The 14,513-nt window shown below is 63.0% G+C and carries 13 protein-coding genes and 1 pseudogene; 11 read left to right on the top strand and 3 right to left on the bottom strand.

All coding sequences use genetic code 11. The features are described from left to right. Positions 1 to 264 precede the first annotated feature (264 nt). Both LDN75_RS10235 and LDN75_RS10240 read left to right on the top strand, forming a co-directional pair. Positions 265 to 693: a glycoside hydrolase family 99-like domain-containing protein gene (locus LDN75_RS10235; protein WP_223937169.1), complete on the top strand. Its 429-nt coding sequence runs from the start codon at positions 265 to 267 to the stop codon at positions 691 to 693. A gap of 68 nt (positions 694 to 761) precedes the next feature. After that, on the top strand, positions 762 to 1,556 hold the full coding sequence (locus LDN75_RS10240; protein ID WP_223937170.1) for a TIM barrel protein: 795 nt from the start codon (positions 762 to 764) through the stop codon (positions 1,554 to 1,556). Between the two features lie 128 nt (positions 1,557 to 1,684). Here the strand turns inward: LDN75_RS10240 and LDN75_RS10245 are convergent, their stop codons facing one another. The 3 genes from LDN75_RS10245 to LDN75_RS10255 all read right to left on the bottom strand — a co-directional run bounded on the left by LDN75_RS10245 (position 1,685) and on the right by LDN75_RS10255 (position 5,376). Next, positions 1,685 to 2,020: an NAD(P)-dependent oxidoreductase gene (locus LDN75_RS10245; protein WP_263422385.1), complete on the bottom strand. Its 336-nt coding sequence runs from the start codon at positions 2,018 to 2,020 to the stop codon at positions 1,685 to 1,687. Between the two features lie 504 nt (positions 2,021 to 2,524). Continuing rightward, positions 2,525 to 3,694 carry a glycoside hydrolase family 99-like domain-containing protein gene (locus LDN75_RS10250; RefSeq protein WP_223937172.1) on the bottom strand — a complete coding sequence of 390 codons (1,170 nt, stop codon included), beginning with the start codon at positions 3,692 to 3,694 and terminating at the stop codon, positions 2,525 to 2,527. Between the two features lie 746 nt (positions 3,695 to 4,440). Continuing rightward, positions 4,441 to 5,376 (bottom strand): AsnC family transcriptional regulator, encoded by a 936-nt coding sequence (locus tag LDN75_RS10255; RefSeq protein WP_223937173.1) that lies wholly within the window; start codon positions 5,374 to 5,376, stop codon positions 4,441 to 4,443. A gap of 399 nt (positions 5,377 to 5,775) precedes the next feature. On the opposite strand from LDN75_RS10255, the gene LDN75_RS10260 reads away from it, so the two are divergent. The 9 genes and pseudogenes from LDN75_RS10260 (at position 5,776) to LDN75_RS10300 (ending at position 14,464) form a co-directional block, all read left to right on the top strand. Then, positions 5,776 to 6,453, top strand: coding sequence for a transporter substrate-binding domain-containing protein (locus LDN75_RS10260; protein ID WP_223937174.1), 678 nt, complete (start codon positions 5,776 to 5,778; stop codon positions 6,451 to 6,453). 24 nt (positions 6,454 to 6,477) lie between these two features. Then, the gene (locus tag LDN75_RS10265; protein ID WP_223937175.1) at positions 6,478 to 7,221 is read left to right on the top strand and encodes an amino acid ABC transporter permease; all 744 of its coding nucleotides are present in this window, start codon (positions 6,478 to 6,480) and stop codon (positions 7,219 to 7,221) included. After that, positions 7,218 to 7,993, top strand: a pseudogene (locus LDN75_RS10270) (amino acid ABC transporter ATP-binding protein). Before LDN75_RS10265 ends, LDN75_RS10270 begins: the two are co-directional and overlap by 4 nt. Then, a complete protein-coding gene (locus LDN75_RS10275; RefSeq protein ID WP_223937176.1) occupies positions 7,983 to 9,002 on the top strand; it encodes a C-terminal binding protein in 1,020 nt (339 codons plus the stop codon). Before LDN75_RS10270 ends, LDN75_RS10275 begins: the two are co-directional and overlap by 11 nt. 133 nt (positions 9,003 to 9,135) lie before the next feature. Next, entirely contained in the window at positions 9,136 to 9,954 is an 819-nt protein-coding gene (locus LDN75_RS10280) for an acetoacetate decarboxylase family protein (protein ID WP_223937177.1), read from the top strand. A gap of 266 nt (positions 9,955 to 10,220) precedes the next feature. After that, positions 10,221 to 11,237 carry an Ldh family oxidoreductase gene (locus LDN75_RS10285; RefSeq protein ID WP_223937178.1) on the top strand — a complete coding sequence of 339 codons (1,017 nt, stop codon included), beginning with the start codon at positions 10,221 to 10,223 and terminating at the stop codon, positions 11,235 to 11,237. Positions 11,238 to 11,252: 15 nt separating this feature from the next. Beyond that, the gene (locus LDN75_RS10290; protein WP_223937179.1) at positions 11,253 to 12,548 is read left to right on the top strand and encodes an iron-containing alcohol dehydrogenase; all 1,296 of its coding nucleotides are present in this window, start codon (positions 11,253 to 11,255) and stop codon (positions 12,546 to 12,548) included. A 9-nt stretch (positions 12,549 to 12,557) separates the two neighbouring features. Continuing rightward, complete coding sequence (locus LDN75_RS10295) at positions 12,558 to 14,006, top strand: NAD-dependent succinate-semialdehyde dehydrogenase (protein WP_223937180.1); 1,449 nt, start codon at positions 12,558 to 12,560, stop codon at positions 14,004 to 14,006. 131 nt (positions 14,007 to 14,137) lie between these two features. Further along, complete coding sequence (locus LDN75_RS10300; protein WP_346347164.1) at positions 14,138 to 14,464, top strand: hypothetical protein; 327 nt, start codon at positions 14,138 to 14,140, stop codon at positions 14,462 to 14,464. The last annotated feature ends 49 nt before the right edge of the window (positions 14,465 to 14,513 follow it).

Here is a 14,513-nt window from a genome sequence, read left to right on the forward strand (position 1 = left end):
GAAATGGGGCAAACAGTACCCAGCATTCGTCTGGATCTGTGAGAAACGCCCTTGGAGCGAGGTCGTGGCCAGGGTGGCTAAAGTGTGACGGCCTCGGATGGACAGCGGGTGCGCGCCGCCCGAGCCGGCTGGCCCAAGATTCACCTCAACGCCACAGTTCGGACTAAGCCGGCCCAGGATGGCATTTCGGTGGACGAAGTGGTTCCCATAAACGAACCTGGTTTCAACAGTAGGACCTCCTACGTTTGGGTACACCACCACGCCATGCCGAAGTTGCAAGCTCTCTACTCCGAGATGCTGGCGTGGGCTCACCTTGAATGGGAGACTCTGACGGCCCGATTCGATGTCCCGTACCTCCCCAACGTCACTCTCGGCTGGGACCCCTCGCCGCGGACAGTCCAGTCAGACCGCTTCGACCCTCGACTCGGCGACCCTCACACAAGCATCATTTCTGCTGCCACTCCGGAGAACTTTGGATTGGCACTCGACAACGCGCGCGCGTTCGTCGAAAAGACGAAAGTCCCTTTGGCGACTATCAACGCCTGGAACGAATGGACCGAGGGCAGCCACCTTGAGCCCGACACCCTGCACGGCGCTGGACACCTTAAGCAGATCCGTCGCGTCTTCGGTTCGGCATCACCACCGGAACTTTCAGGCGCTTCTGGTCCGTCCCCGGCTGGGGTGAGCTCCTAATGCGCCCGTCTCGATCGGAAGGGCCATCGGTGTCTAGAAATTCGGAGATTCGGCCTGGCCTATGCTCGGTGACGTTTCGTTCGCACGCTCCTGCGGACGTTATCCGCTTTGCAGTCGACGCCCACTTGAAAGCGATTGAGTGGGGCGGTGACATCCACGTGCCAGCCGGCGACGTCGTCTGCGCCAAGGAGGTCAGGGATCGTACAGTCGATGGGGGACTGGCAGTTGCCTCTTACGGCTCCTACCTTCGCCTTGGCTCTAGCACGGGGTCGGAACAGGAGGCAGTGGTAGAAACGGCCGTTGCGTTGGGAGCACCGCGGATACGGGTCTGGGCGGGCACACGAGGCTCGGCCGCCGCGGAGCCTCATCACTGGGCGGGGGTAGTCCACGATGCCAGGGAATTCACCGACACAGCAGCTTCTGCGGACGTGTTGGTGGGACTTGAGTTCCACGGCGGAACCCTGACTGACCGTGCCGAGTCCACTGCGGCGCTCCTGTCGGAGATCGAACGTGAGAGAGGGCTGGGAACGTATTGGCAGCCACCCCAGGGAATGCCTGATGTGGAGGCGCTCAGGGGCCTGGACCTGCTGGCCGGGAACGTGCTTGCCGTGCATGCCTTTTCGTGGTGGCCCACGGACGAGCGGAGACCGCTCGCGGACAGATTTGACTTGTGGTGCGCGGTTCTGGAGCGGATGCACGGGCAGCGCAGCCTCAACGATGTCCTGTTCGAATTCGTTCTCGGCGACTCAGCGACCCAGCTAGCTCGCGACGCCGGGACACTGCTTCGCCTGATTGAGGAAGTCTCGCGCGAGGCACGCCCTGAACTGCCAGAGGTTGCGGCAGCGCGCCAGGCCGCGACTTAGTCAACGGCCGCGGGCAACCGTTGTGGCCAGAATTCCAATGGAAAGAACAATGAACAAAACTTCACGGTAGAAATCAATGACCGACGAACTGAGGTCGGAGGAAGTCCGGGCCCGTCTTGTCAAGCTGATTATCTCTCGGCATTGCCCGCAACTCGAAAGTCTGGCTGCAGCCATGAACCTCGAGCCTGACTTCGCTCAGTCACCGTACACCGGCTGGAATCGGACCCACTGGGATACGTTCGTGTGGCGTCCAGCCGACACGAGGCACACGCCCGTTCCAGAGCCGCGGTGTCCACCAGCGACCCGCGGGCAGTGTTGATCAGCGTCGCTCCCGGCCGAAGCAGCGCAAGCTCCGCCGCCCCGATCATGTGCCGCGTCTCCGGCAGGGCAGGGGCATGCAACGACAGGACATCCGCACGCGAGAGGGCATCGGCCAGGACTGACGGTTCGGCGCCCGCCGCCATGACTTCGGCAGGGTCCGCGTACGGGTTCACCACCAAAATCGTGTTACCGGTCTCCAGCCTGCCCAGCAGACACCCGCGGCGGACGTGATCAGAGGACCACGCTCAAACACCGCCTCTCCCACGTGCCCCGCACGCTTCCGGCCGCATGCAGGACGCCCGAAGACGCGGCGAAACGTCGGAAGATTGTGCGGACGTAGGTGCGCATAGGATCCGTGCGGCTCTGCACGTTTTATTTGGTTTCTCCATTGGAATTCAGTCATTGTTCGTTCAACCGGTATGGATTGTGTCCACAGTGAATGCTCCGCAACTTGGGAAATTCCGCGTTGTGCAGTAGTCCTGCGGTGTCCAGAAACACCAAAGTGAAGTGGTTACTGGTGACCGGAGGAGGACCGAGTGCCACGTGCGACAGGGTCCGGGCTGCAAGTCTCACAGCCCGGACCCTTCGCGTAGCGCAACAACGGGATCCCTCCACTCACGTCTAATGGGCGGTGCGCCGAACGGGATTCAGAGCTTGTGGCCTCCGAAGACGCGAAGTATCTCTTCAAGATGGCCGTGGAGATGGAGCGTGTCGGGCTCAAGATACGTGCCCTCGGTCCACTCGTTCCAGGCGTTAATGGTGACCAGGGGCGAACCGGATTGCTGAGCGAAGGCGCGGGCTCGCTCCAGCGCCTTCCCGAACTCCGCCGGTGTGGCCTCGGCGATGGTGTTGGTGTGGGGATAGCCTTGGGCCGGGTCGAAGAGATCGGACTGCACCGTGCGGGGCGAGGAGTCCCAGCCGACCGTGACGTTGGGATAGTAGGGGACACTGTAGCGCGACGAGAGAACTTCCCAACCGTCCGCAGCTTCTTCTGCGACCGCAGAATACGGCGTCTCAAGTTCAGGCAGCTCGACATGGTGAACCCACACATAGGAGGTCGCGCTGTCGAAGCCAAGGGCGGCGACCAAGCCCGGCCCGTCGAAGCCGGCGCTTTCTTGCGGCAGGACGGTGACATCCTTCACGATGGCGTTCAGATGGAGATCGCCTAGCCCCGCATTAGCGACGCGCTTGCGCAAGTCGTCAAGGGAGGCGCGAGCGGCATCAATGCTGCCCAATCCGTGCACCAACGTAGGAAGGTCGTAAATTTGCAGTACCGGGCGGCCATCGATGTGCAGATAACTCGGATGTCCGAAGTACTGGTCGATCATGTAGTCGGTCGCAGCACGGAACTGGTCGGCATCGAGGCCACCGTGCTCCTGGATTGTCTGCGGCGTCCCCCGCTTCATGGGGTGAATGTTGGTCCAGTCGTGGTTTGCCCACATCAATGCGAACTGGATGCCGCCCGCCTCGGCTCGAGGCATGAACCCATCCTCAAGAGCGCGCTGCAGGTAAGGTCGGCCACTGTACCAGTACCAGTCGAAGAGAAACGCGTTCACACCGTGAGTCGTGGCCATCGCGATCTTGTCCGCCATGACGGCGGGATCCGCCTCGTCCTCATAACCGCGCAACGGGATGCGCGGTTGCTGATGACCATCCCAGCGTGGCTCGGCGCGCTTTACCAGTTCCCACTCGGTCCACCCTGTTCCATGCCAGTCCTCATTTCGGGGATCGACATGGTAATTGGGAAAGTAGTAGGCGCCGACAGTCGGGCTAGGTGATGAGGACTTCTTGACATGCGAAGGTGAGTTATCGGTCATACGTACGAGGCTACAGAGCCTGTAGTTGGGGCCGTTAGGCAATGGAGTGGGTGAAAGTAGGACAAAGTTGTCGTCAGCTTGGCACAACCTGACTCATTCTAGAGGGGCGTCCATCTAGCGGTGGATCTTCGGTTGGCATCTAGTTTATTCTTCCGTCGAAGGCATTCAGTGCCGCCGTCCATTTTGCGGCCCAACGTACCCTGCCCTTGCCGATCGTGGGGCGTTCTTTTGTTGGCGGAGCGAAACCTCACCTGCCGGGTCAGGGCGGAGCGGCGGGTGACGAGGCCAGGCCGGTCTCGGCCATAGGGCTGCCGCGGACGGGAACCATGTGCGGTTCTCGCCCGTGCCGACCATGAGTGTCAGGTGCCTGACATGTCCGGTGAGCATCCTCAGCCGGCCGGCCAACAGCACGGCAGGGCTGTAGGACTCCATGACGGCCCGGAGCCGCTTCTCGGTGTTGCGCTGGGTGATGATCAGCGGCTCCCGGCCGCGGCTCAGTGCCCTGACCCGTCCACGTCAACGAGGACCCCGACGGCAACCTGTGGAGGAAATGTCTGCGCGCACCCGGGGCATCCGCAATCCACGCGGGTCAGTTCATACCGGAAAGGTAACAAGAATGCTGTGGACGCCGCGGCCGTTGGCGCGATCCGTGCTTTCCTGAGGGGGTGTGTTCGACGGGGTCGTGTGCCGGTCGGTTTGACGAGTGTCAGGACGAGTTCAGCCCGGCCCTGCCATCCTTCATCGGGTCATGCGTGCTGATCGTCGGTCAAAGTGGTATCTGGCCCCGGAGTCTGCGCATCGATGGTTTGCTCGTAGCGCTCGTGGATGATGGAGGTGTGCACCCACGAATCGACCGAGCGCACGGATGGGAGGCGCAAAGCGTCGTCGCGCACGTTGACCGACTGAGCGGCTGTTTCGAGTACGACGGTCGCTATGAAGTCGTACCGTCCGATGCATGTGGCGACAAATTCGGTTTCCGGAAGGGCTGAGAAATAGGCGATGGCCTCATCTGGTGCTCCGGATGTCCTGACTCCGAACCCTATGGCGAGGGATCCGGGCCGCAGCCTGGTCGCGCCGATGCGGATGACGTTCGAGCCAATTAGCCGCATAACACGGGTACGCGCACCGTTGGTGGAAAGTCCGACAGCGTTTCCGAGCGCGTTGAATCCGGCTCGACCGTCTTCCTGGAGGATCGCCATGAGCCCGAGGTCCGTCTGATCGATCGTGATGCCTGGTGTGGGGGGATCGATGCTAATGAGCTGGCTCTTGGCAATTTCGCGGTAGATATGGGTGTCGACTCCTTCGACCCCTCGCAGTCGTCGGATCTGGTCGATCCGTTCGTAGAGGTCCGCAATGTAAGGAAGTGTGAACTCTGCGACGATTCCGGCGCGGCCGGTCGCGAGGGACAGGAAGTGACAGCCGCCCATGTCCTTGATTGCCCCGGCTACTTCCGATGTGGGGAGTGAAGTTTCGACGGCGAGCCGGGCCATTGCGTTGAACCCAAGCACGCGAGGGTGCACGGCGGCTGCGATCCTGAGGCCACCGAAGGCGGTCAACTCTCCGAATCTGGCAGCGACCACCGCCCTCGGGATCCCCAGCCGCCGGGCAAGGTCGCTGAAAGAAGCGCGGCCGTCCTGCTGAAGCGCATGGAAAATGCCCTCGTCAATGGTCTCGTTAGCCACGGTCCTCCTTGGGTTAAACCCAGTATATGCAGGACTGCACCAGGTAGCGCCAATCAGTGACGTTTTTCCCTCAAAGTCCTAATTCAAGTGTCAAATATGCAGTTTGGCGACACGAATATTGGAAAACTGCTTGCACGAGTGAGCGTGCCGCGCTATCGTGTGATTATCGCCACTTCGGCCCAACGTTCTCAGCTCGCTGTTCGAGCCCCCTCAATTGGAGTCCACAATGCCTTTACGCCTTTCCGCCGTCGCGGGTGCAGCTGCCGCGACCCTCATTGCCCTAACCGGGTGTTCTGGCCCGTCCACGGCGTCATCGGTTTCATCCGGGGGACCCGCTCCTGCCGGGCTGATCGAAGCGGGCAAGCTCACAGTCTGCACCGACCCGGAGTCCCCCCCCCGATGGACTACTACGAGAACGGCTCGAGCGGAGACGTCATTGGCTTTGACGCCGACGTCTCGCGCGCCCTTGCCAAGCGTTGGGGCCTTGAGGCTAAGTTTGCGGTGAGCGCGTTCGACGGCCTCCTGCCCGGCCTTCAGGGCAAGCGCTGCGATGTCATGCTCAGCGGTCTCTACATCAATGAGACCCGCCTTGCCACGTTTGACGCCGCTGCTGTGACGAAAACCGGCCCGATGATCGTCACGACCACAGCGAAGCAGAATGATTTCACGAAGCCCACCGATCTTTGCGGACTGTCCGTAACCGCCCAGGCATCGAGCGCGAATGCTGGGAAGGTCAAGTCCCTTGCAACCGATTGCGCGGCATTGGGCAAACCCGCGCCCAAGCTCCTCGAGTACCCCAAGGTTTCCGAGAGTGTCCTCTCCGTGCTCAACGGCAGGGCGGACGCGCTCGTCGAAACCGACGTGGACGCCGCATACATAGCGTCACAGAACGAAGGCAAGCTCGTGGCAGTCCGCGGCGGCTACCCGCAGGACATCAAGACCGGTATGTACACCCGCAAGGGCGACACTCTCACCGCGCCCGCAGCCGAGGGCATCAAGGCATTGCGCGCGGACGGAACCCTTGCAAAGATCGCCGAGCAGTACAAGCTCGACAAGTCCATGGTTGACGTCGGCTGACGCGGGCCCAGAAGGAGCAATACCATGGAATTCGATGTCGGAATACTTCTCCAACAACTCACAAGCCTAGACTTCGCCAAGGGCGCCTTGCTTTCCGTCGGCGTAGGGGTGCTCTCCCTTATCCTCGCCACGCTCATCGGCTTCACGCTCGCCCTCGGGAAGACCTCGGGCAACCGGTGGGCGCAAACCGCCGCGTCGGCGTACATCTGGATATTCCGGGCAATCCCGGCACTTCTTGTGCTGCTCATCATCTGGAACGCGTTGCCGCAACTCTTTCCGGTATTGCGTCAGGACTGGTTCTCGCCCTTCCTTGCAGCGTTCGTCGGCCTGGGCATCGTCGAGGCCGCGTTCATGGCTGAAATTATCCGATCGGCGCTCCTGAGCGTCGACGAGGGCCAGTACCTCGCGGCAAGGGCACTCGGGATGTCTCCGTCCAAGGTGATGACCAAGGTCATCCTGCCGCAGGTCGTCCGCATAGCGCTCCCTCCGACCGGGAACGAGTTCATCGGACTCATAAAGCTATCCTCGCTGGCTTCCGTGATCTCACTCCAAGAGCTTCTCACCACAGCTCAAATTGCGGTAAACGTCACCTTCCGCTATGCCGAGTTCTACACGGTCGCCATCGTTTACTACCTGATCATCGTCTCGGTCCTAACTCTCATCCAGGGTGCCGTAGAGAAGAAGTTCCTCTGGACCTCGCGGAGGTCCCCCGCCCGGGTGGACAACCCGGCGGTCGAGGAAACCGTCAAGAAAGGAGCGAGTGCATGAGCGCCACCGCCTCGCCCGGACCATTGCTCGAGGTCCGAGAGCTGGCCAAGGCCTATCACGGCCAGTCCGTGCTCAAGAGCGTCGATTTCAGCATCGACCGGGGGCAGGTCAAAGCAGTGCTCGGCCCTTCCGGCTCGGGCAAATCGACGATGCTCCGGCTCATGGCGCTGCTCGAGCCGGCAGACAGCGGCAGCATTCTGCTGAATGGCAATCCGATCGGAGGTCCCAACGCCCGCGGCCACGCCCACCCCGAACGGGTCCTCGCCCGCGAGCGGCAGTCGATCGGGACGGTGTTCCAGCGGTTCAACCTCTTCCCGCATCTGAGCGCAGCGCGCAACGTCATGCTCGGCCTCACTGCCGTCAAGGGCCTCCACCACAAGGACGCTGAAGAACTCGCCATGGCCATGCTCGACCGCGTAGGCCTGGCGCACCGTGCCGGGCACTATCCGTCGGAGCTTTCGGGGGGGGGCAGCAGCAGCGCGTCGCGATCGCCCGCGCGCTCGTCATGAGCCCGTCGGTCCTCCTCTTCGACGAACCGACCTCGGCTCTCGATCCCGAGCTTGTCGGCGAGGTACTCAAGGTTATGGAAGACCTTGCCCACGACGGTATGACGATGGTCGTTGTGACCCACGAGGTCAGCTTCGCACGCCGAGTGGCGGACGAAGTCACCCTCTTCGACGAGGGAGTCATTGTTGAAGTGGCGCCCCCCGACGAATTCTTCGACGACCCCCAACACGAGCGCACTAGGAGATTCCTTAGCCATGTCCATTGATACACGCCCCCTCGCCGTTTACACAGACCTGGAGGACATGGAATTCTCCGCTGGCATCGCCCTCCTCGAGGAGAACGGCTACCGTGTCGAATACCTCGCAACCGAAGACCCGGAAGAGATCATCCAGGGTGCCCGGGGAGCCGAAGCACTCCTGATCAGCTACGCCCGCCTGACCGCCTCGATGATGGACGCCCTGCCGGATCTGAAGATTATCTCCCTCTGCTCTATGGGAACCGACCAGGTCGACGTCAATGCGGCCCGGGAGCGGGGGATATGGGTTACAGCGCTGCCAGGGGTCTCGGCTGAAGAGGTAGCAACCCACGCTCTCGCCATGGCCCTCAGTGTCGTCCGGGAACTGCCCTTTTTCCACGACAATGCCGCCCGGGGAAACTGGCTGGCCCGGCCCGACGCTGCCCTTCCACGACTGAGTGAACAGCGCCTTGGGCTTATCGGACTCGGGAGAATCGGCAGCCGCGTCGGCGCGATCGCCAGCCCTTTGTTCGGCGAAGTCATCGCCTACGATCCATACCTGCCCGAAACAGCCCAGACCGCCGCCAGCCTCGAACGCGATGGGATACGGCGCACGAGCCTTGAAGAGGTTCTCAGCACATCGACAGTCGTCTCGCTCCACGTCCCACTCACCGAGGCTACCCACCACCTCATCGACGCCGAAGCACTTGCCACTATGCGTCCCGGCAGCGTCCTGGTCAACGTCAGCCGGGGGAAACTTGTCGACAGCTACGCGCTGCGGGACGCCATCGACAACGGTCACCTCCGCGGTGCCGCCCTGGACGTCCTCGAAACCGAGCCCGCCCCACAGGGACATCCCCTCATCGGCCACCCCAAGGTTCTCGTAACCCCCCACGTGGCATTCCTCTCCGAACGCAGCCACGCGGAATACATCCGCATCCAAGCCCAGAACGTCATTACCCTGCGGAACACGGGAACCCCGGACACTCCGCTTTTTGATGCCGCCCAAGGTCGGACCAAGGAACCGGTCAGCGAGTAGGCAGCCGACCACCGCCGCGCCGCCAGGTCTGCCTGGGGCTCGAACCCTGCACCGGCGTAGATCCATCGACAACATGACAGCGCTGCCCCTCCCAACACAGCGGCAGCGCACTACCTGAAAGAGGAACCCCATCATGACCGAGCCCAGTGGTTTTTTATTTCCGCGTTCTCCGGAGGGACGTGCAAGTCTGATCCCCCCGCCGCCTTGGTATTACGCAGCCACCGCAGCGACTATTGAGTACCGTACAAATCCCGATAATGTTCGTGCCTTGCTGCCCGAGCAGTTGGCCTTGGACGAGGACGACCCTGGCCTTGTGGCTATGGTCTTCACCGATGTCCAGTCCTGTTCCGAAGGGGGAGAGGAACTCCTCGACCCGATCCGGTCCCAGTACGGCGAGGCTTTGCTAGCAGTCAAGGCACGGTATCGGGGGGTTCTATACACGCGGATCGCCTACGTTTGGGTAACCCGCGATTTCTCCCTCGGCCGCGGCATTCACATGGGGTATCCGAAGAAGATCGGTTCGGTCCATATGACCCGACCCTTCCCGTATGGGCGGGCGCCGCGCGTGGAGCCGGGTGGTCGCTTCGGCGCAAGCCTGGCTGCCGCCGACCATCGACTGGCTGAGGCCCGATTCACATTGCGCGAGCAGGTAGACCGCGGCCCGTCGGTAACGAGTCGACCCTTGCTGCACAGCCGCTTGCTCAGGTCCATCGAAATAGGAGGGGCCGATAGCCTCGACGAGCTCGTCGTCCACAGCGAGGTCGAACTTGAGAGCGGCCGTCCGTGGGCGGCTGACGCCGAGCTGCGTCTATTCGAGTCCCCGGTGGATGAACTCGCCGCGCTTTCCGTAGACGAGATCGTGGGTGCTTACTACCAGCAGGGCGCTAGCCGGTGGGAGGGTGGAATCCTGCTCAGCGCCCAGCTAAGCGCGGAACGTCCGGCTGGACCGTAGTGCGAACAGGTTCCGTTCAAGGGTGGACGTGCCCGGATTCCGAGACGTCCGAAGCCAAAGTCCCTCGAAGAGGCGCTTATTGAACATTCTGCCGTCGTTGGCGCCACCGAGGCAGCCGACGCCAGAGAGCCTGAGTACACAGGGAGAGAGCATCTCAGACGGTCTCGGCGTTCGCTCCAAAGGGCGTTCGACCGAGCTAAGAGGCAGAGGCCGGGGCGGCGGGAGAGCCCGCCGCCCCGGCTTCCTAGTGGAAGACGAGTAGGAACTTGATTGCAATTGAATCTGTACGCGTCAGTCTCGATGACGCGATGCAGGCCGCGGTACAGGCGCTGCTTGCGGCGGGCGTTCCCGCAGAGAACGCACACCTGCAGGCCGATCTGCTCATCGACGCGGAGGCCCGAGGGCTGCCGTCCCACGGTCTGTTGCGCCTGCCGAGGGTAATCGAGCGGATCCGCAACCGGGTCGCTGACCCGGTTGCCATTGGACGGATTAGTTGGCGCGGGGATGCGCTGGCGTCAGTCGACGGCCAGAACGGTCTCGGCCCTGTGGTCGGGGTCCATGCCCTTGACGCAATTTCGGAGCGTTGCTCGAACGGTGCTGGCGTCGCCGCGGCTGCTGTGCGTTCGTGCAACCATCTGGGCATGCTGGCATGGTATGCGCGAAGAATCGCGGACCGTGGCCAAGTGTGTATCGCCATGACCACCAGCGAGGCGCTTATGCACCCCTACGGCGGGCGGATCGCAATGGTCGGGTCCAACCCGATTGCGATCGGAGTGCCGGCGCAACCGCGGCCCCTGGTGTTCGACATGGCCACCTCACTGGTGTCGATGGGCAAGATCCACGACCACGCCAACCGCAAAGCCCAGCTAGCACCGGGTTGGGCCCTCGACGAGGATGGAGAGGAAACCGTCGATGCCGAGCGGGCCAAGCGTGGTTCCATCGCCCCGTTCGGCGGCGCCAAAGGCTATGGCTTAGGGCTCGCATTCGAGGTGCTGGTCACCGCACTCACTGGGGCCGCACTGGGTCGCGACGTGGTCGGCACGCTCGACTCGATCCACCCGTCCAATAAGGGCGATGTGTTCATCGTGGCCGAAGCCGGTTTCGGGGAGGCGGTTTCTGAATACCTGGCTGCCGTGCGGACATCGCCGCCGGTCGATCCAGCTAATCCGGTCCGGGCTCCCGGGGATTCATCGGATGTCCGCCGCGACCGCGCCGCCACGGAGGGCATCACGCTTCCCGGTGCCCTCTGGGATGAGATCTGCACGCTGCCCCTGAACTTTTGACTCGAAAGGCACCCCATGAACTTCACCGCGACCACCGACTCTCCACACGGAGGAGGTATCGGGCCCGTTGCGTCCGGAACGTCCTGCGGACTGCTGCGGCTACCGCGCACCATCTTGTTCGGTGCGGGACAGCGCCGAGCGCTCGGCTCCATCACGGCCGGTTACGGCCGCAACGTGCTGATCTGCACGGACGCCCGGCTTGGGACATCGCCCGACCTCGCCGAACTGACCGCCAGCCTCAACGCCAATGGCGTGTCCGTGAACGTTTTCGACCGGACGGAACCTGAGCTTCCACTGTCTGGGGTGGTCGAATGCGTCGCTGGTCTGGCCCATACTCCGATCGACTCCGTGATCGGGTTCGGTGGCGGCAGCTGCATCGACATGGCAAAGGTCGTGGCACTGCTGCTGTCCCACGGCGGCCAGCCGTCCGACTACTACGGGGAAAACGCCGTGCCCGGGCCCATACTGCCGGTCATCGCTGTCCCGACGACCGCGGGCACGGGTTCGGAGGCCACGCCTGTGGCCGTCATCGCCGATCCGGACCGAGCCATGAAGGTCGGCATCTCCAGCCCGCATCTTGTGCCGCAGGCAGCTATTTGCGATCCCGAGCTAACCTACTCGTGCCCAGCGTCGCTCACCGCCGCATCCGGAATCGATGCCGTCGTGCACCTGGTCGAGTCGTACACCGCTGTGAGACGCACGCCGACCGCAGAGCTTAGCTCGGAACGGGTCTTCATCGGGAAATCGATGTTTAGCGATTCCGCTGCCCTGGAAGGGCTTTCACTGATGGGGCGAAGTCTGTTGACTGCCCAGCGGGAGCCGTCGAACGGCGATGCACGCCGCGACGTGATGCTCGCGTCCTTCCTCGGCGGTGTGGCGATAGGGACCGGTGGGACATCGGCTGCACACGCCCTGCAGTACCCGATCGGGGCTGCCACTCACACACCACACGGATTCGGCGTCGGCGCGCTGTTGCCGTACGTGACCCGCTACAACCTTCCGGCCCGGGTCAGTGAATTCGCCGCCATCGGCGCCTCGCTCGGCGTTGCCTCCGGCGTTGACCCCTGGACTGACGCCGTGTCGGCGATCGAAGCGCTGGACGCCATCGTCGATGGGCTCGCCGTGCCGACCATCGCCGAGCTTGGCGTGAACGAAGCAGACCTGCCGACGATCGCCGAGCAGGGTCTGCTGGCCAAACGGCTGGTCGACAACAATCCCCGGCAGCTCGATCAGGCCGCGATGTTCACCATCATGACGAACGCTTTCCGGGGCGACCGCACGATGCCTGACTCCAGGCCCGACAAAAACTAGGAGAACCTTTTGGCCATCACCGAAACCCTTTACCGCAACGACCTTTTTATCGATGGATCCTGGCTGCCCGGCAGCCGTGCCAAGCGCATCGACGTGGTCAATCCGTCTGACGACACGGTGATCACCACCGTTGCCGATGCGTCCCCCGAGGACGCCGCCTCCGCCGTCGATGCCGCCGCGGGCGTACTGGAGTCCTGGTCGGCGGTGCCGCCGCGGCAGCGCGCCGAGATCCTGCGTCGTGCGTTCGAGCTGATGACCGAGCGCGCTGAGGAGCTCGCGCAGCTGATCTCGTTGGAGAACGGCAAGTCGCTAGCCGACGCCCGTAGCGAGATCGGCTACGCGGCCGAGTTCTTTCGCTGGTATTCCGAGGAAGCGGTCCGGATCCTCGGAGAGATTTCGCTGGCTCCCGCCGGAGCGAACCGGATCTTGGTGCAGCACCAACCTATAGGCGTATGCCTGCTGGTGACGCCCTGGAATTTCCCAGCCGCCATGGCCACCCGCAAGATCGCCCCCGCACTCGCCGCCGGTTGCACGACGGTCCTTAAGCCGGCTACCGCGACCCCGCTGACCGCCTATGCGATCGCCGAGATCCTGGCCGAAGCCGGGGTGCCGGCCGGCGTGGTCAATGTCATCACCACGAGCAGCACCTCGGAGGTGATCAACAAACTGCTGCACGATCCACGGGTGCGCAAGTTGTCCTTCACCGGATCTACCGAGGTCGGGAGGGTGTTGCTGCACGAGGCCGCCGACCAGGTGATCAAATGCTCCATGGAGCTGGGTGGCAACGCGCCATTCATCGTGTTGGCCGACGCCGATCTGGACAAGGCACTTGAGGGCGTAATGGTGGCCAAGATGCGCAACGGCGGCCAGGCCTGCACTGCAGCCAACCGCATTTACGTGCACTCGTCGTTGCATGACCGGTTCGCCAGAATGATCGCAGACCGGTTCGCCAGCCTGGTGGTGGGCCCGGGCACCGACGACCAGACCCAATGCGGGCCGCTCGTGGACCATGCGAGCGTGAACAAGGTCATCGACCTCATCGACGACGCGTGCGACCGCGGGGCGCAACTGCTGGTCGGCGGCTCGGCTCCTGAACGCGCCGGCTCCTATTGCCTGCCAACGGTTCTCGCCAACGTTCCACCGGAGTCCCGGCTGGTCGCCGAGGAGATCTTCGGGCCGGTCGCCGCCTTGATCCCGTTCGAGGACACCGCCGATGCAATCGCCGCAGCCAACAACACTGAGTACGGGCTAAGCGCCTACGTGTACAGCGGTGATCTAGCTAACGGGCTGCGGGTAGCCGAGAAACTGGAAAGCGGTATGGTCGCCGTCAACCGCGGCCTCGTATCGGACCCAGCGGCACCGTTCGGTGGCGTCAAACAATCGGGTCTGGGCCGCGAAGGCGCCCACCACGGCATGCTGGAGTTCACCGAGGCCAAGTACATCGCAGTGGATTGGTGAAACGGTCCAATAGTTGACCACTGGGAGTTGCGGCGGTTGTTGGCCCGAAGTCCGGGGCCCGATTCCCGGTCGGGTTGTCCAGACGGAGCCGGGGAAAGTCGACATCTAGGAATCAGTTCTGAAAGGACACCATGGAACTGCTGTGGGAAGTCGCCGGCTGGGCAGGATCGGCCGCAACACTCAGTGCCTACCTGGCCGTTTCGATGGATTGGTTGAAGCCGGGCAGACGCTTCCAGGCGGCAAACCTACTCGGCGCCTGTGCCTTTATGGTCAATGGCGCGTTCCACCAAGCCTGGCCGTCCGTGGTCACGAATATCGCGTGGGTCCTCATTTCCACCGTCGCGCTTCTTCGCATGCGTTTGGCGCTGCCGGCGGCGGTTGATGCCCCTAAAAGTGAAGTTTCCCGGCGCCTTGAGACCGAAGCCATGCAAGTTGAGACGCCGGAATCCCCGTGTTGACGGGGATTCCGGCTTCGCGGTTCCGCACGGTGTGGTCGTAATGGGATGG

The organism is Arthrobacter sp. StoSoilB5 (genome assembly GCF_019977235.1).
Lineage (GTDB): Bacteria > Actinomycetota > Actinomycetes > Actinomycetales > Micrococcaceae > Arthrobacter.